This window comes from Facklamia sp. P12955 (genome assembly GCF_050409565.1).
Classification (GTDB): Bacteria; Bacillota; Bacilli; order Lactobacillales; family Aerococcaceae; genus Facklamia.
In genome coordinates this window covers 35,592-57,074 of record NZ_JBNUPF010000010.1, presented here as the reverse complement: position 1 = coordinate 57,074, position 21,483 = coordinate 35,592, and the positions used below count along the sequence as shown (strand labels likewise).

Annotated in this window: 23 protein-coding genes and 1 pseudogene; all 24 read left to right on the top strand. The window is 31.1% G+C overall.

Annotated elements, in window-relative coordinates; translation table 11 throughout:
* Positions 1–18: 18 nt before the first annotated feature.
* On the top strand, positions 19–588 hold the full coding sequence (locus ACQV2G_RS04235; RefSeq protein WP_428876213.1) for a DJ-1/PfpI family protein: 570 nt from the start codon (positions 19–21) through the stop codon (positions 586–588).
* A 408-nt stretch (positions 589–996) separates the two neighbouring features.
* Positions 997–1,839 carry a hypothetical protein gene (locus ACQV2G_RS04230; RefSeq protein WP_428876212.1) on the top strand — a complete coding sequence of 281 codons (843 nt, stop codon included), beginning with the start codon at positions 997–999 and terminating at the stop codon, positions 1,837–1,839.
* 271 nt (positions 1,840–2,110) lie between these two features.
* On the top strand, positions 2,111–2,320 hold the full coding sequence (locus ACQV2G_RS04225) for a PIN domain-containing protein (RefSeq protein ID WP_428875281.1): 210 nt from the start codon (positions 2,111–2,113) through the stop codon (positions 2,318–2,320).
* The gene (locus tag ACQV2G_RS04220; RefSeq protein WP_428876211.1) at positions 2,304–3,341 is read left to right on the top strand and encodes a PIN domain-containing protein; all 1,038 of its coding nucleotides are present in this window, start codon (positions 2,304–2,306) and stop codon (positions 3,339–3,341) included. Before ACQV2G_RS04225 ends, ACQV2G_RS04220 begins: the two co-directional genes overlap by 17 nt.
* A gap of 520 nt (positions 3,342–3,861) precedes the next feature.
* Positions 3,862–4,896, top strand: a complete 1,035-nt coding sequence (locus ACQV2G_RS04215) for a phosphate/phosphite/phosphonate ABC transporter substrate-binding protein (RefSeq protein ID WP_428874088.1) — start codon at positions 3,862–3,864, stop codon at positions 4,894–4,896.
* An 84-nt stretch (positions 4,897–4,980) separates the two neighbouring features.
* Entirely contained in the window at positions 4,981–5,748 is a 768-nt protein-coding gene (gene phnC / locus ACQV2G_RS04210; RefSeq protein WP_428876210.1) for a phosphonate ABC transporter ATP-binding protein, read from the top strand.
* Positions 5,741–6,565, top strand: a complete 825-nt coding sequence (gene phnE / locus ACQV2G_RS04205) for a phosphonate ABC transporter, permease protein PhnE (protein WP_428874091.1) — start codon at positions 5,741–5,743, stop codon at positions 6,563–6,565. The genes phnC and phnE (ACQV2G_RS04205) overlap by 8 nt, the downstream gene beginning before the upstream one ends.
* Before the next feature lie 9 nt (positions 6,566–6,574).
* Positions 6,575–7,384: a phosphonate ABC transporter, permease protein PhnE gene (gene phnE, locus ACQV2G_RS04200; protein WP_428875277.1), complete on the top strand. Its 810-nt coding sequence runs from the start codon at positions 6,575–6,577 to the stop codon at positions 7,382–7,384.
* A gap of 471 nt (positions 7,385–7,855) precedes the next feature.
* Positions 7,856–8,344 (top strand): N-6 DNA methylase, encoded by a 489-nt coding sequence (locus tag ACQV2G_RS04195; RefSeq protein ID WP_428876219.1) that lies wholly within the window; start codon positions 7,856–7,858, stop codon positions 8,342–8,344.
* Positions 8,345–8,632: 288 nt separating this feature from the next.
* A complete protein-coding gene (locus ACQV2G_RS04190) occupies positions 8,633–9,487 on the top strand; it encodes a hypothetical protein (RefSeq protein ID WP_428876209.1) in 855 nt (284 codons plus the stop codon).
* 42 nt (positions 9,488–9,529) lie between these two features.
* Positions 9,530–10,399, top strand: a complete 870-nt coding sequence (locus ACQV2G_RS04185) for an McrB family protein (RefSeq protein WP_428876208.1) — start codon at positions 9,530–9,532, stop codon at positions 10,397–10,399.
* Between the two features lie 3 nt (positions 10,400–10,402).
* Positions 10,403–11,731 carry an McrC family protein gene (locus ACQV2G_RS04180; protein WP_428876207.1) on the top strand — a complete coding sequence of 443 codons (1,329 nt, stop codon included), beginning with the start codon at positions 10,403–10,405 and terminating at the stop codon, positions 11,729–11,731.
* 422 nt (positions 11,732–12,153) lie between these two features.
* Positions 12,154–12,987 (top strand): recombinase family protein, encoded by an 834-nt coding sequence (locus ACQV2G_RS04175; protein ID WP_428876206.1) that lies wholly within the window; start codon positions 12,154–12,156, stop codon positions 12,985–12,987.
* Between the two features lie 97 nt (positions 12,988–13,084).
* Positions 13,085–14,494 (top strand): Abi family protein, encoded by a 1,410-nt coding sequence (locus tag ACQV2G_RS04170; protein WP_428876205.1) that lies wholly within the window; start codon positions 13,085–13,087, stop codon positions 14,492–14,494.
* A 395-nt stretch (positions 14,495–14,889) separates the two neighbouring features.
* A complete protein-coding gene (locus ACQV2G_RS04165) occupies positions 14,890–15,096 on the top strand; it encodes a type II toxin-antitoxin system Phd/YefM family antitoxin (RefSeq protein WP_428876204.1) in 207 nt (68 codons plus the stop codon).
* Between the two features lie 26 nt (positions 15,097–15,122).
* Positions 15,123–15,575: a type I restriction-modification system subunit M N-terminal domain-containing protein gene (locus ACQV2G_RS04160; RefSeq protein ID WP_428876203.1), complete on the top strand. Its 453-nt coding sequence runs from the start codon at positions 15,123–15,125 to the stop codon at positions 15,573–15,575.
* A gap of 15 nt (positions 15,576–15,590) precedes the next feature.
* A pseudogene (locus tag ACQV2G_RS04155) lies at positions 15,591–15,803 on the top strand (N-6 DNA methylase); the annotation flags it as partial.
* A gap of 100 nt (positions 15,804–15,903) precedes the next feature.
* On the top strand, positions 15,904–16,194 hold the full coding sequence (locus ACQV2G_RS04150) for a CD1845 family protein (RefSeq protein ID WP_428876202.1): 291 nt from the start codon (positions 15,904–15,906) through the stop codon (positions 16,192–16,194).
* A 53-nt stretch (positions 16,195–16,247) separates the two neighbouring features.
* A complete protein-coding gene (locus ACQV2G_RS04145) occupies positions 16,248–16,766 on the top strand; it encodes an RDD family protein (protein WP_428876201.1) in 519 nt (172 codons plus the stop codon).
* A gap of 99 nt (positions 16,767–16,865) precedes the next feature.
* The gene (locus ACQV2G_RS04140; protein ID WP_428876200.1) at positions 16,866–17,609 is read left to right on the top strand and encodes a replication initiator protein A; all 744 of its coding nucleotides are present in this window, start codon (positions 16,866–16,868) and stop codon (positions 17,607–17,609) included.
* Entirely contained in the window at positions 17,606–18,445 is an 840-nt protein-coding gene (locus ACQV2G_RS04135; RefSeq protein WP_428876199.1) for an ATP-binding protein, read from the top strand. The genes ACQV2G_RS04140 and ACQV2G_RS04135 overlap by 4 nt, the downstream gene beginning before the upstream one ends.
* Entirely contained in the window at positions 18,442–18,927 is a 486-nt protein-coding gene (locus tag ACQV2G_RS04130) for a PcfB family protein (protein WP_428876198.1), read from the top strand. Before ACQV2G_RS04135 ends, ACQV2G_RS04130 begins: the two co-directional genes overlap by 4 nt.
* Positions 18,924–19,652, top strand: a complete 729-nt coding sequence (locus tag ACQV2G_RS04125; RefSeq protein WP_428876197.1) for a BRO family protein — start codon at positions 18,924–18,926, stop codon at positions 19,650–19,652. The genes ACQV2G_RS04130 and ACQV2G_RS04125 overlap by 4 nt, the downstream gene beginning before the upstream one ends.
* Complete coding sequence (locus ACQV2G_RS04120) at positions 19,645–21,426, top strand: VirD4-like conjugal transfer protein, CD1115 family (RefSeq protein WP_428876196.1); 1,782 nt, start codon at positions 19,645–19,647, stop codon at positions 21,424–21,426. The genes ACQV2G_RS04125 and ACQV2G_RS04120 overlap by 8 nt, the downstream gene beginning before the upstream one ends.
* The last annotated feature ends 57 nt before the right edge of the window (positions 21,427–21,483 follow it).

Genomic DNA, 21,483 nt, shown 5'->3' with positions numbered 1-21,483 from the left:
ATATGTGGAGGTTAACTAATGAACAAAATAGCAGTGCTTATATATGATCAATTTTGTTATTTTGAAATAAGTGTGGCATTAGAAACTTTGGTCTTAAATGGTAGAAGGATTGATGTATTTGCAAAAACTAAAGATATAGTTAAATGTGAAGAAGGTCTAAAAGTTCTCCCAGATCAAACAATTTATGATTTAAACATAGAGAGATATGATAGTCTCTTATTACCCGGTGCGGTTGATATACGTTCAGCAGTTGAAGATCATGAAATAATTGAATTTATTAAAAAGTTTGAAGGTAAAATAATAGGTGCCATTTCTATTGCTCCTATTTTGCTGGTAAGAGCCGGCATATTAAATGGCAAGGCTTTTATGATAGGAACAGATAAAGAAGGTTTGTTACAGGAGGGATACAGTGAGGCTGATCTTAAATATATGATGGATTGGAATAATTGTATAACAAATCCTATTGAAGAAGGTTATATTCTAAATGATAATATAGTCACGTCTGTTTCTTTTGAATTTATAAGATTTGGAATTCAGTTTTGTAATATGTTGGGAATTGAAATGTCTCCAAAAAGTTTTGGATTGTAAGATATTAACTACATGTTTTATTTAGCTTTAATAAAAGCTATAAGATTTATCATCTAGGTCTCATTTCATAATTATGATAATGGTAGATAGTAACGGTGAACACTAGCTTTTAAGCGCTCTATTAAGAAATTTAATATGGATTGATGTGCTTTTTAGAATACTACTTTGAAAATGTATGTATATAGGTTTGATTAAAATTTAATATTAGAAATTGTTTTTAACATTGGCAATAACGTAAGAATTAGGACATTGGGAAATAGATAAAGTAATAGGTAAAAAGGAAGCAGATAATCCTGTTCTCTTAACTTCAGTTATAAGAAGGGGTAGGTTTGAATGGATGATTAAGATAGACGGGAAAACAGCAGAAGGAGAATTTTTAAAATAGGAGAAAAAGAAAGTAGAATATATATGAGATTTAGTAAATATGATACTCAAGAGACAAAGATTAAAAAAATTGAAAAAGATATAGAGAGAGCTAAGTTTAATTGCCTTACTTTAAATGAGTTAATTGAATTGTTAAAAATAAGTTCTTTTTCTATTTTCAATCATTGTGAAAATATTTTAAATAGAATTGGAGACTATATTTATTTAAAAAAACACACTGATATCCAAATAGAGTATTTAATTTCTTTAGTTGAACGAACGATTAAAGAAGGGGAAGAAATTCCATCTAAATATAGGTATAAAAGTGATAGCTTACTTAAAAAATTACTTAGAATATTGCCAAGTGAAATCTCTTATAAATATGCAATGTCTTGTTTTAAGCATAGAAGAAAAGCTAGAAGAGAAGTAGGGTTTAATTATTTTAAAAGAAATTCTCAGTGCAAAGAAAGTATTAACAAATTATTAGAATTGTATAGAGAGACCTTTGATAAAAGAATTTTGGAGCTTATTGCTAGAAATTATAAAGTAGGTTTTCTAGAACCAAAGGATTTGAATTTTGTTTTATCTGAAATTGAAGAAGGATATTGGAGAACTCGTATAATTGAAGTTTTAATTGAAGGTGTATTAGAAGAAAATACAATAAAAATAATAAACCAATACCCTTATGACTCTACATATGCAATGGGAAGACTTGAAGATGATTCAATACTGCCAATAATAATAGATAGTTTTGAAAGTTTTGCTAGTGATTTAGAATCAATAGGGTTAGTTTTTTGGGCATTGGGTAAGGTTGGGGCTAAAGATGAAATAAATAAATTAGCCAAGATGTTTTATCAATGCTATCCGGTGGAAGAAATTAGAAAATAATAAACTATATGTACAATTAGGCTTAGTTTTAGCTACATAGTGTAGAATATCTTGTGTAAACCTAAATTGTTCATTGAATATAAAAAGCCCCGGGTTTCGTGTCATAATTATGACAACGGCAGATAGTAACGATGAACACTGGCTTTCAAGCCACGTACTATAGATACAAAATAAGGATTGGTGTATTTTTTAGACCAATTATGGCTCACGATTGTTCTAAAAGGCGTATTGGAATAGATATAATTTGTTAATTATTAAAAAGGAGGAAGAATTGGAAGGTAAAGAAGAATTAGAGTTTCCATTAAATGTTTTTGTTGATACACAAATATTTGAAAGTCAAAGTTTTGATATAAGTGATAAAAGTAGATTAGGATTGCTAAAAAAACAAGTTAAAAAGGGTGCTATCAATTTTCTTACAAGTGAGATAATTGTTGGAGAGGCAAATAAGCACATAAAAGAAAATGTTGAAAAAAAACAATGAAATAAACCAAAACTTTAATAGCAGAGAAATAGCTATTCTTAGAAACAGTAAGTATGCTGATAGTTTTAATAAATTGGATACTGAAGAGGTAGTTCAAGAAGCGCTAAATCAATTTCATAATTATTTAAATGAGGCAGAAGTAACATATTTAGATTTAGATAGTATTGAATTAAAAACTATACTAAATGATTATTTTAATAACAGAAAGCCATTCGGAACAGGTAAGAAGAAGCACGAGTTTCCTGATGCTTTTAATATTTCAATGTTAAAGAGTTTAAGAAAAAAAGAATATCAACCCATATATGTAATAAGTGGAGATAAAGATTTTGAGGACATAAAAGGAATTTATCTTTATAAAAGTATAGATGAATTATTGAATCTTATTAATACGGATAAACTTATCGCTCAACAAGCTTTAAAGTACATCAATAGTATTAATTATAGGTTTGCTGAGGAAATTAAAGAACAATTTTTGATAATTCACAAAACATCGAAATTGACGGGTTTGATTATGATCGTAAAGGCATTATCGGTGGATATGAATATGATGAAACTGAGCTTCAAAATGTTAAGCTATGTAGTTATAGATTATAACTCTGAAGAGCATGAAATAGTAGTTGCTTTAAAGTGTTTAGTAGAAATTGTAATTAACTGTACATTTTTTGATTTAGAGAACTCTATTTGGGATTCTGATGATAAAGAATACGCTACAATGGAATATGGTTTAATAAAAGAAAATTACAATAAAAAAATTGAGATAGTTGCACGTATACACTATGAGTATGAAAATGAAGACGAAGATTCTTATCCAGAATTTGAAGTAGATAGCATTGAAGTAGATAGCATTGAAGTAGATACAGCACAAAAACTTACGCAGAGAACGTTAAATAGTAAAGGTAGACAAATCATTAATTATCCAGATCTTATTTGGGAAAATTATTGTCCAGATTGTGGATGTGGACTAACATGGGAAAATGATGGTGGAAACGATTTTTGTGATAAGTGCGCTCCTAATCATTAACAATTCACCTAAAACAAAGGAAATATACAGAAAACACCTGGGTTTAATAATAAAAGCTCTAGTAATGTGTTAGGAATAAACTACATCCACTTTTGTATTCGCTGAAATTGCTCATGATTTTACACCCGGTAGTGGTAACTTTCTAACAGAAACTTATATTACTTTTCGTAGACTAGAAAATCAAATTCTAAAGACCCCTAAGGAAACCAGATTGTAAGGGAGAAAATGCACAACCTTATTTAGGTTTTCATTAGTCAGTTTTATGGAATTGAAATTATTGATTTTGCTGTTTCAATAATAAAAGCTTTTTAATGTAGAGAGTTTTGTCAAATTTATTTTATACGAAAATAAAAATATCTTCTTAGTATGAGAAAATAGTATTAAAAAAACACATGATAACAGGAGAATGATTGAATGGCTTCTTACCTACTGTAAACTTTATGTAAAATTGAACAAGCAAGTTGCTCTACTTTACTTAGTTCGTTATAATTGAGCTATCAAATATTTGGAGGTAACATCTGTGAAGAAAAAGTTTAGTCTATTAATGGTCCTATCTCTACTGGCAAGTGTTTTTTTGAATGTATTTACTGTAAATGCCCAAGAAGAAGCAGTTGAAATTGAGACGTTAAAAGTTGCTTTTGTTCCATCCCGTGATCCCGAAGAAATTATTACAACAACAGAACCTTTGAAACAGCTCTTGATTGATGAGTTAGCTAAAGAAGGATTTGATGTTAAGAATGTCGAAATTACTGTCGGAACATCTTATGAAGCAGTCGGAGAGGGTATGGCTGCAGGAACGATTGATGTTGGTTTAATTCCTGGCGGAACATATGTCTTGTTCGAAGACGATGTGGACGTCCTTCTTACATCGACTCGTCAAGGTTTATCGAAAGACTCTGAGAATCCAGCAGACTGGAATGACGGTCAAGCGACTGAATTAATCGAAGACCAAGTGTCTTATTACAAAGGCTTAATTATTGCAGGGCCTTCTGAAAAAGGCCAAGAATTAGCTGAGAAAGTAAACAACGGAGAAGAATTAACATGGGAAGACTTAGACTCTGCTAAGTGGTCAGTCATGTCCTCCTCTTCTTCATCAGGCTACATTTATCCTTCCATTTGGTTAGGAAACCAATTCGATGGTAAACAAATTTCTGACTTATCAAATGTCGTTCAAGCAGATTCCTATCCTTCTTCCATTGCACGTTTAGCATCCGAACAAGTAGACGTAGTGGTTGGTTTTGCTGACTTACGTCGTGATAATGTCGATGCATGGATGGAAGATATGGGACGCGAAGCGAGCATTTGGGAAGAGACAAATGTCATTGGCGTTACTCCTAATGTTTACAATGACACTGTTTCTGTAAGTAAGACTTCAGAGATAATGACAGACGAATTAAAAACAGCCCTTCAAAATGCTTTTATTAATATCGCTGAAACTGAAGAAGGTAAGGAAGTCATTGCTATCTACAGTCATGAAGGCTACAAACCAGCCAAAGCTGAAGATTATGAAACAGAACGTGAAGCGCAAAAAATTCTACGTGAACAAGGTGAATAATAAATACCGACAAATAGTCTAAAACAAAACACCCACTGGACGGTGGGTGTTTCTTTGCTTGAAAGATTAAAAAAGGAGAAGGCAATGATCAAATTTGAACAAGTTTATAAAAGATATCCAAAAGGTGTATTAGCATTACAAGATATTAATTTGGAGATTGATCAAGGAGAATTCGTTGGCATTATTGGTTTATCGGGTGCAGGTAAGTCCACTCTCATTCGAACGGTTAATAAAATGCATTCCATTTCAGAAGGAAAATTAACGGTTGATGGGGTGGATGTGAGTGGCTTAAAAGGTAAGAGCTTGCGTCAGTTCCGACGTAAGATCGGGATGATTTTTCAGTCTTTTAACTTAGTAACTCGTGCAAAAGTCATCACCAATGTCTTATCGGCTTTTGTCCCTGATATCCCTTTTTGGCGCGTCTTGATTGGCTATTACAAGAAGGAAGAAGAAATAAAAGCCTTGGAAGCTTTGGACAGGGTAGGAATTCTTGATAAGGCCTATACGCGAGTCGACCAACTATCGGGTGGTCAACAACAGCGGGTGGCACTGGCTAGGACTTTGGCGCAAGATCCACGCATTATTCTAGCCGATGAGCCTGTTGCTTCTTTGGACCCAGTCACCGCTGCTGTAGTGATGCGAGATTTCCAGAATATCAATCAAACAGACAACATCACCGTCATCATCAATATTCATCATGTGGAATTGGCGCTTGAATATTGTGATCGGATTATTGGCATTCGCGAAGGAGCAATTGTTTATGATGGGCCTTCAAATGAAGTCACTCAAGAAGTCCTAAACCATATTTATAAAGGACAAAGCACTGAAGAGGAACGTGACTCCTATGAATAATCCAATACTTTCATTTATGCGTCCCAAAGAAATAGTGCTTTCAAATGGCAAGAAGGTGTATAAGAAGCGCTCTTTTACCTTGTTAATTGTTTTATTGATTACTTTATTGATTTATTTATCAGCTAAAATGACTGGTTTTGATTTACAAGTTTTAATCAAGCGTGGTGAGGAATTCTTTGTTATTTTAAAACGGATGGTACCACCCAATACGGCTTATTTTAATGAGGTAATCCCTCCGCTGCTCGATACGATTAAAATGTCTGTACTGGGGACCTTTATTGGTGCGCTTTTAGCGATACCTTATGCCATGTGGTCTGCCACTAACTTAACTAGAAATCACTGGATAACTAGTCTTTTAAAACTATTGTTGAGTCTAATCAGAACTTTACCAACCTTAGTGACCGCTTTGATTTTGACTTATATTTTTGGCTTAGGGACTTTTGCAGGGACCTTGGCAATTGCTTTATTCACCTTTTCTTTCATAGCTAAACAACTTTATGAAGCCATTGAGACAGCGGATATGTTGCCTTATGAAGCCATGGAAGCCTTAGGAGCGAATAAAATGTATAGTTTTCTCGGAGCGATTAAACCGCAAGTGCTTCCAACTTATCTGTCAGTAGCCTTATACACTTTCGAAGGAAATGTTCGCCACGCTGCTATTTTAGGTTATGTTGGGGCAGGAGGAATCGGCATTATTCTCGATGAGAATCTAGGTTGGCGAGAATATCAGAATGTCGGAATGATCCTGCTTTGTCTGTTCTTAACGGTAGTGGTGATTGAAAGTATTAGTCGCTATCTAAGAGCAAGGTTAACATAGGAGGTAGTCATGGTAGATAAAATTAATCAAATGTATGAAAGTAAAGATACGAATCGCTGGCAAGTATTGGCTTGGACGATGTTAGTAGTTGGGCTAGTCGTTTGGTCTGCTTCAACCATTGATGAAGTGGGGCTTGCTAAGCGGGGCATCACTTTTGCTGTAAGTATCATCCAAGGAATTGTTAACCCAGACAGAGAACTGCTTTTTAATCTTACGAAACAGTCGGTTCCTTATTTATTATTGGAGACGATGGCGATCGCCTTTTTAGGGACTCTGGTCGGAGCAGTCTTCTCCTTTCCTCTTTCTTTTCTAGCATCGAGTAAAGTGGTTCCGGTTCCTGTTGTAGTGATGACCCGTTTTTTGGTGATGGCTATTCGAACCATTCCAGCCTTTGTCTATGGTCTAATGTTTATTCGGGTGACGGGTCCAGGACCTTTTGCAGGCGTTATGACGATCTCAGTGACTTCCATTGGTATGTTAACCAAGTTATTTAGTGAAGCCATTGACGATATGGATAAATCCATTTTAGAAGCGCTCGATGCAGCTGGCTGCAATACTTTCGAGAAGATTCGTTGTGGGATTATTCCTCAATTATGGTCTAGTTTACTATCAACAATTATTTTCCGCTTCGATATGAATTTAAGGGATGCTTCTATTTTAGGTCTGGTAGGAGGGGGAGGAATTGGTGCACCCCTTAAATTTGCCATGTCCTCCAACCGTTGGTCGCAAGTAGGAGCCATTCTAGTAGGACTGGTTGTGCTCATTCTAGTGGTCGAATTTTCTTCTTCGTCTATTCGTAAACAATTGACAAATGGTTAGTAGAAGATAAAACACAGACTTACTAATGTAATGAGCTTAGTATTGGACTGAAACTGAATAATAGTACAAAACTTTAGAACACTCCCATTGGATTCAGTTAAAATGAATTTGATGGGAGTATTTTTGTATGAAAAGAGTTTTTAATTCAGTTAAAGGAAATATAGGTCAGTATGTAGTTTAAAATCATAATTTTTAATTATATAATTAGGTCAAACTAGGGTTTTGTGAGGGTGAAAATGAAGAACTCACTATTAACAAAATAATTTGTATAGGATTAGTGCGCGGAAATTCAATTTAAATAAAAATTTAATATTTAATGTAATAAATTAAAGGTATATTTAAATTGAATTTTATAGGAGGGAAAATATGTTGACAGGTGAATTAAAGAATAAAGTAGATAGAATATGGGAAACATTTTGGACGGGTGGAGTTACTAATCCGTTAACTGTTATCGAGTAATTTACATATCTCATCTTTATAAAAACATTAGATGATAAACAATTACAAAGTGAAGCAGAAGCGAATATATTAGGTCTTGAACCAAAAATTATATTTAAAGGGAATAGTAAAAAATACAAAAACAGCTTTGATTATGAAGACTTGAGATGGCACAATTTCAAAGAGTTTGAAGCAGAAAAAATGCATAAAACGATTGTTGAAGGAGTATTTCCATTTATAAAAGACTTGAATAGCAATGAAGGATCCTCCTTTTCTAAATTTATGACAGATGCAATGTTTCAAATTCCTACAGCTCAAATGTTAGAGAAAATTGTAACAGCAATAGATAGTTTAGTTTTAGAAGGAGATTTAAAGGGAGATCTTTATGAGTACTTGCTATCTAAACTATTTACATCAGGTACAAACGGCCAGTTTGGGACACCTAGACATATTATAAAGATGATGGTCGAACTGGTAAAGCAAACCCCATCAGACATCATAATAGAAATGAAATTAGCGTAAATGATACAAAGATAATTTGAAGATAGCCTTAAATAATGGAGAATACTGAGGTTTACATAGAGATAAAATTTGATATTTAATTACTGGGCTCTAGTAAACATTACTAGAGATTTTTTTATTTATAGGGGTGTCAAAATTCATACGGGGGTGTCAATTTTTCAAAGAGGGGTGTCAAACTATATTTAAAATCAATTAATAGATAGATGTGTATCTATATTTAGTGGTAGTTTGGTTTTGTAAAATAAAACTATATAATTAAAATAAAGAGTATTTATTAAGGAGAGTATTATGGAAACTAAAATTCCAGAGTATAAAACATTATTAAAATATATTGATGAAGTAAATGATTCCAATTTCAATGCTGAATATCGTAAGGTAGACTCATCACATACAAAATATGATGAGTATAAGAATAAAAGAGAAGATGGTGCTGAAGCAATTAATATTTTAAGGGATATTTTATCTAATTTTAATAACTTCGGTACTAATAACTTTAGCTATCAAAGAATTGATCCAGGAAAATGGCTAGATGGTTCTAATACTAAAGTTAGGAACTATCTATGGGGACAATTAAAAATTGACAGAAAAAACCCTATTGGTTTATCAATTTTTGTTGAACATTACGCAGGAACTAGCAAATTTAGAATATCTATGGACATTAAAGACACTGAAGCTACAAAAGATGATATTGAAAATTTTCATAAATTTTTAGAATTATCTCAATTTGAGGATGTCATCCTTATTGAAGGGACAAGTCAAAAAAATAATGTTAGAGAAGTAGATTATTCGTTTTCAGAAGCTAGAAATAGAGTTAAAACAGGATTAGCAGATAAGATTCAACCAAGTATAATTGTAGAATTAGACAATACTAAAACAGATGAAGACTATAATAATTCTGTTATTAAAGCTGTTAATACAATTGAAAAATATTTTTCATATGTTATGAGAAGTTACGATACCAGAGGAAGTATGTCAAACGAAACAATAACGAAGACAAATGATTATAAACTTAGTAAAAACACAATACTTTATGGACCTCCAGGAACTGGTAAAACATATAACTCAGTAAATTATGCAATATTTAATATTGATTTTAATAATATTATAAACGCAGAAGAATTAGATTTAATTAGAGAAGAATAGCAAGATGAAGAAAGTTACGAATATAGAAAGTCAGTATTTGACTTGTTAAAAGAAAAAGGATTTATAGACTTTACTACCTTTCGTCAGTCATATGGTTACGAAGAATTTATTGAGGGGATTAAACCAGTTTTTCAAAAAGGTAAATCAAGAAATAGAAAAAGCAGAGTTAGTAAAGAAATATCTTATGAAGTAAAGTCTGGTATATTTAAAGAATTTTGCTCTAGAGCGAAAAAAGATCCTAATAATAACTATGTATTTATTATAGATGAAATAAATCGTGGCAATATTTCTAAAATATTTGGTGAGCTAATTACATTAATCGAAGGTTCAAAGAGAATAGGTGAAGGCCAAATTGAAGCGATGACTGCTTCACTTCCTTACTCAGGCGATGAGTTTGGAGTTCCAAATAATGTTTATATTTTAGGTACTATGAATACCGCAGACAGATCTATTGCGTTAATGGATACTGCTCTAAGAAGAAGGTTTGATTTTATTGAGATGATGCCAAATCCAGAAATAATTAATAAGAATATAAGGAACATTTCTATATCGGAAATGCTTACAAAAATAAATAAAAGAATTGAAAGCTTATATGATAGGGAGCATACTATTGGGCATGCATTCTTTACGAGTTTAAATGAAAACTCTAATATAGAAGATTTATCAGCAATCTTCAAAAAATCAGTAATACCCCTATTACAAGAATATTTTTATGAAGACTATGAAAAGATTAGATTGGTTTTGGGGGATAACTCAAAAGATCCTTCTAATCAGTTTATTAATGAATCTCAAATAGAAGATGATTTATTTGGTAATGATACCTCTGACTACAGTGACCAAAAGAAATATTCAATTAATGACAATGCTTTTCTATTAGAAGACAGTTATCTTGGAATATATAAGAAGAGATAAGTTATGCCAAAAATTATTTCAGTTAGAGAGTACGATAAAATAATATGCAATAGTCAGTTTGAAAATGATTCAAGATACACATACGTTAGAGAAGATTACTTTGATAAGATAATAGACTTTATTGAAAATGAACGTGTAGAAAAAGATGAACAGATTCTAGATTTTTTCTCTTACAATAGAATGAAAAGGATAGGAAAAGCAATTACTTTTAAAAATTATGTTGGAATTTTAAATATAAATGATAACGTCCAAATAGAGGTGCTACCTAAAATTGATTTCATTCCAGAAATTATTAATGAAGATGAAGCAATAAAGACAACAAAAGAAATATTTTTGAAAATGATAAAAAGTATGTTAGATATTTCGAACAAAACTTTTTATAGCGCAAACCTTGATGTTGCCAATATGCCTATTTTTGAAATTTTTATAAGTCTGTATATTTCAGAGGTTAGGGAAATTATTAAAAAGGGATTAAAATCATCATATTTTGAAATTGAAGATAACAAAAATGTATTGAAGGGAAAACTTCTATTTAATAAACATTTAAAACACAATTTAGTTCATAAAGAGAAATTTTATGTTGGTTATGATGAATATGGAATTAATAGACCTGAGAATAGAATAATAAAATCAACTCTATTAATGCTTCAAAAAATGACATCAAGCTATAATAATTCTAAACTTATTAGACAAGAGTTGATTCATTTTGAAGAGGTAGAACCATCTTACAACTACCAAAATGATTTTAGTAAAGTTTCTATTGATAGAAATACGAAACTTTATGAACAGGCAATGACATGGTCTAGAATTTTCTTGTATAAAAATAGTTTTACTACTTTTTCAGGAAAAGAAAAATCAAAAGCGATCCTTTTTCCGATGGAAAAAGTATATGAAGAGTATGTGGCAAAAGAGATGAGAAAAGCTGCTTCTAAAATAGAGTGGAAGGTTAAAACTCAGGAACAAAAATTCAGTCTATTTAATTCGTTAAATGGAGAAGATATAAATAAATTTAGACTAAAGCCAGATATAGTATTATCAAAAGGGGATAAACAAATAATTTTAGACACAAAATGGAAAAAATTAATAGATAATAAGGCGAAGAATTATGGTATATCTCAAGCTGATATGTATCAAATGTATGCTTATTCTAAAAAATATAATACTAGCGAAGTTTGGTTGTTGTACCCATTAAATAAGGATATGTTGAAGTATAAAAATAATATTATTAAGTACTCTTCAAATGATAATGTTAATGTTAGTATATATTTTGTGAATTTAAAGGAGATTCAAAAAGACTTAGAAAAATTAATTAGTTTAATAGATAAAAGATAAAAGAATGTTCTGGCGTAAAGTAACTCTCAACGTATGTTTAGTATTTATTTTTTTCTTTATTGACACAATAATCAGTTTGCAAACTCCGTTCATGTGGAGTGTATAGTATTGATGTCAAGGAATTAAACTGAGAGCTATTTAAAAGCTTGAAATAAAGGGTTTTAAAATGTTTTAACAGTTAAAATTATTGATTAAAAATTTGAAAATTATTAACTTCGGGAACATGTCAATAGCTGAAAATATAGGGTTGACACTACAAGATTGATAACAAGGGGTTGACACTATAGGATTGATGTCATTATAAATTACAAAAGCAATAATATAATAATTTCGTAGATAAAAAATAGATCGAATTGACTACTTATCATACTACAAAAACAACCTATAGATAAGTAGACTTTAATTCAAAAGAGGAAATTAATATGAAACAAGATCCTATTGTACATTATATTCCACCGAAACCTATTATGAGAGAAATCAAAGTAGGAATATATTGTAGAGTAAGTAAAAATGATAAAGAACAACTTAATAGTTTATCTAATCAAATTTCAGGACTAACAAGACTTGTAGCAGCAAATCCTAAATGGCTGTTATTAGATATATACATAGATATTGCTTCAAGTAAAACAGGATCAAGTCGTAAAGAATTTACAAGAATGATTGAAGATATTAAAAGTAAAAACATAGAAGTTGTTATTACTAAAAGTGTGAGTCGTTTTGGTAGAGATACAGTTGATGTTTTAGAAGCATTAAATGTTATAAAAAATGCTCAAGCTAGAATTATATTTGAACAGGAACAAATAGACAGCAAAGAAAATGATAGTGATATGATAATTTCTGTAATTACAGTAATAGCACAAGCAGAAAACGAAACAAGAAGTGAAAATATTAAATGGGGTTTACAGAAGAAAGCAGCACAAGGAATATCTAAACTATATAATCGTAAATGTTATGGTTATTCTCATGATTCTAAAGGTGAACTTATTATAAATGAAGAAGAAGCTAAAGTGGTTAGAAAAATATTTGATTGGTATTTAGATGGTAAAAGCATTATCGGTATTGTCAAAGCGTTACAAAAAGAAGAAATTAAAACTTCTACCGGGAAAGATGTTTGGTCTAAACGAGCTATTGAAACAATACTTAGTAACGAAAAATATATTGGAAGTGTCAGATTGACTGACCCTATTGATAGGGAAACGCAATATCTATCAAAACAAAATCATCCAGCAATCATTAAACAAGAATCTTTGATCTAGTCCAAAAAGAAAAAATAAAAAGAAATAATATTATTAGAAGTGATGATGGTGTTGAGAGAAGGAACAGTAAGTATAGTTCAAAGAAAAGGAATGTGAAATGATAAAAAAAGGTATAGGCACTATAATAGAGATTTTTAATAATTATGGAATAATTAGTACCAAATCATTTAATAAAAATGGTTTTGAAGAAGAATTTCCTTTCAGAATAACTTCAGAAATGTTAATACAAGAAAATAATGAAGAATATTTTTGTTTTTACAAAAATGTATCATTTATATTAGAAAATAAAGATGGAGTTAGGAGACAAGGTAGGATTTTAGAGTTAACTAATCTAAAAGGAAAGGGAGAAAAAATCAAGAAAAAAAGGAATATTGATTCAAATAAATATGTTGATAAAGCTATTAACAAAATGAATAAATTTAATTTTGATACAACTTGTTTTAATGAAAAAAATGATAATGAAAAATATGAAATTTTGAAAGAATATAATATACAACCTAGAATGTTAAATTATTTAGTTAATGGGATATTCTTAGACAAGTACATATTAAAAAGCCGTTTAAAAGGAATAGATATTGCTATTGATGAGTTAAAACTAAATATACAATTAATACCTGCTGTTGATAGTGTTGATAAAAAATTTAGATTATATTTAATGGAGTGGATTCTTCAGTTTGAAAATGCAATAAAGTCTTATATAAGTAGGATATCATCTGATAAAAATGCAGAAGAAATTGTAAATAATACATTTATTAAATGGAAAGATAAAAATAAAAACAACTTATTTGAAAAAGCAAGAAAAGAAAGGCTATTTAGGAAGGATTCAGATGAATTTGATTATGTAAATAATAAATATGCTCCTATTGAAGATTTTATGGATCAATTAGATTTATCTGAATTAAGGCAATTTGTTCAGTATTGGTATGAAGAATCTAAAACAGCTAAAATAAAATTTTGCAGTTATCAATTAGAATTAATATTTAAATCACTAAAATTTTTTGATGATCTTTCTGTTTTGAGAAACGCGGCTGCTCATGGTAGATCTATATTGATTGGTTTTATGGATGTTGATTATAATGCAAATTGGGATTTAGAATTTGATTCTGTAAATGATAGAACAAAAATAAAAGAATGGGAATTGTATGAAATACTTGAAAAATATTGGATAAAACAAGGAGTAGATACAGATGTTATACCCAATATTATACAAACTATTTATGGAAATAAATTTAGAAAAGCGTGGGTAGTATTAAATTATTTATATATGAAATTGATTTCGCAACTTGATAGTCAAGCTTTTAAAATTTTTTATGCGCAAGCTAATAATTTTCTTTTATATCCTTTAAATATGCAAGAACTTTATGAAGAAATGAAAGATGTTAATATATTAAATTTAAAACTTTGTCACATGGGTTCTACTACATTTGAAAATATAACAAGTATTCCAGCACCGTATAAAGAAATTTCTAATGAAGCTTTTTCTGTATGGGATTATTTTATTGAATAAAATAGCCTAATCAAAAATTGGTGTTTTATCTTTTTAAAAAATATAAAATGTTGAAAAATAGGGGAAATTATATTTTGAAATAGCCTAAAAATCTCATGTGGAGAGTGTCGTATTGATGACAAGGGTTGCACCCACTGAGTAAATAAAGTGTAGAAATAAAAGGCTTATTCAACTGCTATCGTTAAAAGGTATCGGTAGCAGGGGATAAGCCTTATTTATTTAGAACTTGAAATACTTCTAGGGAACTTATCAATAAGTTGAGATTGATACTACAGAATGGATATTTACAAAATGAATCCACCTGCACCCACTAAATGTAATTATAAAAGTAATTACAATAAGGGTTCAAAAACTTATTATTTTTGCTATAATAGTATTCGTGAAAGGAGCGTTATATGAAAGAAAAAGATAGCAAAGCAACAATGGACTTTTATAATATGTCCGACTTTTTAAGAGGGCAATCATCCAAAATCATTACTAAGTTATCTGAAAATGATGAGGCTGCTTTTATTTTGAAAAACGGAAAACCCAAGGCTGTACTAATATCAAAAGAAAGATATGATCGATTGGTACAAGTAGGGATTGATATTTTAGATTATTAGGTAAGGAGATAAAGAGGACGATGGCCGTGAAGAAATCAGAATTATATTCAATTTTATGGGAGGCTTGTAATAAGCTTAGAGGTGGAGTAGAACCATCAAGATATAAGGATTATGTATTAGTATTATTATTCTTTAAATATGTTTCAGATAGATATAAAGGAAAAAGATTTGCAGAGTTTGAAGTAAATGAAGGCGCTTCGTTTGATGACTTGGTAAAAGCTGCAGGTAAAAAAGATGTTGGAGAGAAAGTTGATATTATTATCCAGAAATTCTTGGAAGATAATAAGTTGAAGGGATTACTTCCGGATGTGAGTTTCAATAATCCAGATGAGCTTGGAAAAGGCAAGGAATTAGTAGATAAAGTTTCTGGCCTAATAAAAGTGTTTGACGATGATAGAATTGATTTCAAGAGCAATATGGCAAGTGGTGATGATATCATTGGTGATGCCTATGAATATTTTATGATGAAATTTGCTTAGGAGTCAGGTAAGAGCAAAGGGCAGTTCTATACACCTAGTGAAGTGTCCAGAACAATTGCAAGACTGATTGGCATTGGGGATATTGATACAGAAACAACAAGACCTTATACTCTGCATGATCCAGCTGCAGGGTCTCATGTTATAATTGTGACAACGGCAAATAGATACGATGATATAAGGGTTTCAAAGGCTCTATCAAAAATAAAAAAACATTGGTGTGTTGCTTAGAACGATTTTTTTAGAAAGATTTTTCTAAGGAACACATCAGTGTTGGAGGATAGTGTGAGAGAAGATAGAAGAAAGTATAAATTTGAAATGAGGTGTTAAGATGAAAATAATAAGAATATTATTCAGGATTATTCTACTTCCTGTTCAAATCATTTTGACATTACTCGAATTGTTTTTAACTATGCTTTTAGAAATTGGTACTGGAGTTTTGTATCTTGTAATGCTACTTGTTCTAATAGGAACAGTTTGGGCATTTATACAAGGAGATACAAGAACAGGAATACAAGGAATCTTTTTAACCTACCTGTTTAGTCCTTACGGGCTACCATTAATTGGAGCTTTGGTAATTGTGCCAATAGTTCTATTGAAAGAGGGTATAAAGGCAATATAAAAGGTTAATGGGTAATGAATTTGATATTATTGGGATATGAGAGGATAAAAATTATGATAATCAATAAAAATAATACAATACCAATAAGAAAAAGATTGAAGGAATTATTTTTTGATTATCTGGTTATTCTTTTGTATCTGGTGCTTTTATTTGGGATAGCTATGTCAGTCTATATATTTTTCTTTAAAGGGATACCTGAAATGAATGAATTACAAGCTCAACTCACTGCAATCCTGACATCAGTAATTCCCATCATTCTGAATTTTTCCTATTTAGACTATTCAAAAGATGGAAGTTTCGGAAAAAGAAAAGCTGGTTTAACCCTTGTTTATAAGGAAAAATCTATTAAAGCCAGCCTAATAAGAAACGGCATAAAATTTTTCCCCTGGCAGTTAGGACATATTTCTACAATTCATGGCATATATACAAACTTTGATACCTTATCAATTATGCTGTCTATTGTAAGTATGACATGTGGACTACTATTGTTGTTAATGGCTCTTCTAAGACAAGACAAAAGACATTTGGGAGATTTACTTGCTAATACTCAAGTTCAATTAAATGGTAAATAATTCTAGCGTATAAAACCAATAAAATTTAATAAACATCATACTAGACGATAGAAAATAAAAAATCTATCGTCTTTTTTTATGCAAGAAAGGAGGTGCTTGATGGAATTTGATTACTTTTATAATCGAGATGGGGATCGATATAGCTTTTATATGCTACCTAAGATTTTAATCAGTGGAGACATATTTAAGAATTTGTCATCTGACTCAAAAATACTTTATTCCTGTTTATTAGAACGAACTAGTTTATCAGCAAAAAACAACTGGCTAGATGATGAAAAAAGAGTCTATATCATCTTTACTATTGACCAGGTGATGGAAGTATTAAACAAGTCCAATAAGACCTCAGTTAAGGTATTAGATGAGTTAGAAAAAATTGGCTTGATCGAACGAAAAAGACAGGGACTAGGCAAGCCTAATTTAATCTATGTGAAAGATTTTATGACGGCAGTAAATGCCGAGTGTAAAAACTACACTTCAGAAGTGAAGAATTTACATTTCAGAAGTGAAGAAAGTACACTTCAAGAAGTGAAAAAACTACAAGGAAGTAATACTAATTATATAAAGACTGATATTAGTAATAAGAATAAGAGGGGTAAGACCCAGTGTCTTGGAAGATTTCAAAATGTTTATTTAACAGATAAAGAGATTCAGGCATTAAGAGAAGAAATCCCCTATCAGCTAGACAACTATATTGAAAGATTATCAGCCTATATGAAAAGTACTGGTAGGAGTTATAAAGACCATAAGGCAACCATTCTTTCCTGGTTCTATCAAGATCAAGGCAATAAAAAAGAAAAATCACTAGTAAGAAAAACAGACTATGAGAAAGGAGTTCATCTATGAAAAAAGAATTAGAATTAAAAGAACCCAGCTATCCCTTTAACGAAAAGGAAGAATATATAAAGGACGGCATGGTTTATTGTAAAAAATGTCATGAAAGATTAGATATAAATTCAATCAAGTTTCTTCATTCAAAAATATTTCCTAGAGAGTGTCATTGTAAAAGAGAAGAAAAGAAAGCACGAGAAGAAAGACTAAAGCAAGAAGAAATTAATAGACTAAAGACAGCTTGTTTTAAATCGCCTGTTCAGTGGGAGTATACCTTTGATAATTTTAGAGGAAGTCCCACCCAACCATATATTATAGCCAAGAACTTTGCTAAAGAATTTAGTCAGATGAAAAAAGAAAACATCGGATTACTCTTTTATGGAAGTGTAGGCTCTGGTAAATCTTATCTAGCCAGTGCCATTGCAAACTATCTAATCGAAGAAGAAAGAATAAGAGTTTTAATCAAAAACTTTGCTGAAATTATTAATGATATCCAAAGTGGAGGCTTTCAGTTAGATAAGAATGAATATATTGGGAAATTAGCCAATGTTCCCCTTCTAATTTTAGATGATTTAGGTATTGAAAGAGATACCTCCTATGCCAAAGAACAAGTCTATAACATTATTAACTCTAGATATTTGAAACAAAAGCCAACTATTATAACCACTAATCTAGCTTTAGAAACAATCACTCATGGAGAAAATGACATTGAATACCAAAGAATTTATTCAAGAATCTCAGAAATGTGTATCCCCGTTATGGTGGTGGGAAATGATATTAGAAGAAACATACAGCAAGAAAAACTAGAAAGTGTAAAAGAAACACTTCTTTATGGAGGTGATGGTAGATGATTAACGAAGAAGTAAGTAACAGAACAATTAGTGTTCAAGTAAGGGCATTAAAATCATTGGCAAGAGCTATTCTAAGGCAGTTAAAAAAGATATCTAAAGAAGCTAAGAAACACGGTGGATTAGAAAAATATATCAAAAAAGAAGGCAATGAAATAAAGCTAAAAGATATGGCAAAGAAAGGTCAATTAGAAGAAATTCCAGTTAAGGATCAGGAATTAAAGGAATTGAGAAAGGAATTAAATAAGTATGGTGTCAAGTTTTCTGTGATGAGGGATAAGAAGACAGGTGAGCATACAGTCTTTTTCCAGTCAAGGGATTTAAAGATGATGGAGCTAGCCTTTAATAAGGCGGTTGAAAAGTCTGAGAAAAAGTATGATCGAAAAGAGTCCATTAATAAGCAAATAAATCAATTCAAGGAGAAGATTAAAAACACCATAGATAAGGATAAGGTTAAAAACAAACAGAAGGAGCAGAGCCTATGAGCAATATTTTACAATTTAATAATCAGGAATTTGGAGAACTCACTGTTATTGAAAAAGACGGTGAGTTTTTCTTTTTAGGAAAAGAAGTGGCAGAAATGCTGGGCTATGTTAACTCAAGAAAGGCAATATATGACCATGTAGATGAAGAAGATAAGGGGGTAACGAAATGGAACACCCTTGGTGGACTTCAAAATGTAAGTATTATTAATGAATCAGGACTCTATTCTCTTATCCTATCTTCAAAACTCCCACAAGCTAAGAAGTTTAAGAACTGGGTGACAAAAGAAGTTCTTCCAAGTATTAGGAAACATGGAGGCTATATAAGAGGGCAAGAGAATCTATCTAATGAGGAATTATTAGCTCAAGCCATATTGGTAGCTAACAATGTGATTGCAGAAAAGACTCAAAGAATTAAGGAACTTGAACCAAAAGCTAATTATTATGATAAGTTAGTCGATAAAAATCTTTTAACTAACTTTAGAAATACAGCTAAAGAACTGCACCTACCTCAAAAAGTCTTCATTGACTTTCTAATCAAAGAAAAATATATCTATCGAGATAAAAAGGGAAGACTCTTGCCATATTCTCATAGAAACAAGGGATATTTTGAAATTAAAGAATGGTACAGGGAGGATAATTCACTATTAGGAATACAGACTATGATAACACCCAAGGGTAGGAAATACTTTTTAATTCTATTAGGAGGTGGTTTAAATTGTGATTAAGACGATTTTAGAGGATATAAAAAATTTAATAAAAATAGATGACCCTAAAAAGTTTGTAATTCATTTACTTCCTTATCTAGGATTTTTCTATTTAGGAAATATATTCTCACACCATGTAAGAGGATATATAGGAGGAGATGTGATTGATCGAATCTTTCAAGCAATCATTGAAATAGGAAAAATGAACTATCTCCCAAGTCTTCATCCGAAAGACTTAATCATAGGTATAGCATTTGGTGGGCTGATTAAATTTATTGTCTATTCAAAAGGTAAAAATGCCAAGAAGTTTAGAGAGGGTAGAGAATATGGCTCAGCAAGATGGGGAGATAAAAAAGATATTCAGCCATACATTGACCCTAAGTTTGAAAACAATGTAATTCTTACTCAAACAGAAAGCCTAACTATGAACTCCAGACCTAAGAATCCCAAATATGCTAGAAACAAAAATGTACTGGTAGTAGGGGGTTCAGGTTCAGGTAAGACAAGATTTTATGTAAAACCTAACCTTATGCAAATGCACTCTTCCTATGTAGTTACTGATCCCAAAGGTACAATAGTAATAGAGTGTGGCAAGATGTTAGAAAAAAATGGTTATGATATTAAAGTACTAAATACCATAAACTTTAAGAAGTCTATGAAATATAATCCTTTTGCCTATTTAAGAAGTGAGAAAGATATATTGAAATTGGTACAGACAATCATTGCCAATACCAAGGGAGAAGGAGAAAAAGCAGGTGAAGATTTTTGGGTCAAAGCGGAAAAGCTTTATTATACAGCCTTGATTGGGTATATATTTTATGAAGCACCAAGGGAAGAAAAGAACTTTGCCACCTTATTGGATATGATAGACGCTTCAGAAGTAAGGGAAGATGATGAGAGCTTTAAAAATCCAATCGATCACTTATTTGAAGCATTAGAGCGAAAAGACCCTACACATTTTGCGGTTAAGCAATATAAGAAATACAAGCTAGCTGCTGGAAAGACAGCTAAGTCCATTCTAATTTCTTGTGGTGCAAGACTGGCTCCTTTTGATATTAAGGAATTAAGAGAATTGATGAAGGAAGATGATTTAGCCCTAGATACGATAGGGGATAAAAAAACAGCACTTTTTGTTATTATTTCGGATACAGATGATACCTTTAACTTTGTCGTTTCTATTATGTATTCTCAGTTATTTAACCTACTATGTGATAAGGCAGATGATGTATATGGTGGAAGGCTTCCAATTCATGTTAGATTCTTATTAGACGAGTTTGCCAATATCGGTCTTATTCCAAAATTTGAAAAGCTGATTGCCACCATTCGTTCAAGGGAAATTTCAGCAAGTATTATTCTACAAGCTCAATCTCAACTAAAAGCAATTTATAAGGATCACGCCGATACCATTATTGGAAACTGTGATTCGATGATTTTCTTAGGTGGTAAAGAGAAAACAACGCTAAAAGAACTATCAGAGAGCTTAGGTAAAGAAACCATAGATCTTTATAACACTTCAGAAAACAGGTCAACACAAAAGAGTTTTGGACTCAATTACCAAAAGACAGGCAAAGATTTAATGAGCCAGGACGAGATAACTGTAATGGATGGTAGCAAGTGTATACTACAATTAAGAGGTGTTAGACCGTTTCTATCTGACAAGTATGATATTACAAAGCACAAGAATTATAAGCTTTTGGAAGATTTTGATAAGAAGAATGCGTTTGATGTTGAGAGTTATATGAAGAGAAAGGATAAACCTAAATTAAGAAGTAACACAAGGGTTATTAGAATTTAAATTAAGAACTTGATATAGTATAATTATAATGGCTATATTTTTGTTTAATAACGAATA

Excerpts from the sequence above, each read along its gene's own strand:
- ACQV2G_RS04235 (WP_428876213.1), top strand. The coding sequence starts at position 19 with ATGAACAAAATAGCAGTGCTTATATATGATCAATTTTGTTATTTTGAA.
- ACQV2G_RS04230 (WP_428876212.1), top strand. The coding sequence starts at position 997 with ATGAGATTTAGTAAATATGATACTCAAGAGACAAAGATTAAAAAAATT.
- phnC (WP_428876210.1), top strand. The coding sequence starts at position 4,981 with ATGATCAAATTTGAACAAGTTTATAAAAGATATCCAAAAGGTGTATTA.
- phnE (WP_428874091.1), top strand. The coding sequence starts at position 5,741 with ATGAATAATCCAATACTTTCATTTATGCGTCCCAAAGAAATAGTGCTT.
- phnE (WP_428875277.1), top strand. The coding sequence starts at position 6,575 with ATGGTAGATAAAATTAATCAAATGTATGAAAGTAAAGATACGAATCGC.
- ACQV2G_RS04190 (WP_428876209.1), top strand. The coding sequence starts at position 8,633 with ATGGAAACTAAAATTCCAGAGTATAAAACATTATTAAAATATATTGAT.
- ACQV2G_RS04180 (WP_428876207.1), top strand. The coding sequence starts at position 10,403 with ATGCCAAAAATTATTTCAGTTAGAGAGTACGATAAAATAATATGCAAT.
- ACQV2G_RS04175 (WP_428876206.1), top strand. The coding sequence starts at position 12,154 with ATGAAACAAGATCCTATTGTACATTATATTCCACCGAAACCTATTATG.
- ACQV2G_RS04170 (WP_428876205.1), top strand. The coding sequence starts at position 13,085 with ATGATAAAAAAAGGTATAGGCACTATAATAGAGATTTTTAATAATTAT.
- ACQV2G_RS04165 (WP_428876204.1), top strand. The coding sequence starts at position 14,890 with ATGAAAGAAAAAGATAGCAAAGCAACAATGGACTTTTATAATATGTCC.
- ACQV2G_RS04150 (WP_428876202.1), top strand. The coding sequence starts at position 15,904 with ATGAAAATAATAAGAATATTATTCAGGATTATTCTACTTCCTGTTCAA.
- ACQV2G_RS04145 (WP_428876201.1), top strand. The coding sequence starts at position 16,248 with ATGATAATCAATAAAAATAATACAATACCAATAAGAAAAAGATTGAAG.
- ACQV2G_RS04140 (WP_428876200.1), top strand. The coding sequence starts at position 16,866 with ATGGAATTTGATTACTTTTATAATCGAGATGGGGATCGATATAGCTTT.
- ACQV2G_RS04135 (WP_428876199.1), top strand. The coding sequence starts at position 17,606 with ATGAAAAAAGAATTAGAATTAAAAGAACCCAGCTATCCCTTTAACGAA.
- ACQV2G_RS04130 (WP_428876198.1), top strand. The coding sequence starts at position 18,442 with ATGATTAACGAAGAAGTAAGTAACAGAACAATTAGTGTTCAAGTAAGG.
- ACQV2G_RS04125 (WP_428876197.1), top strand. The coding sequence starts at position 18,924 with ATGAGCAATATTTTACAATTTAATAATCAGGAATTTGGAGAACTCACT.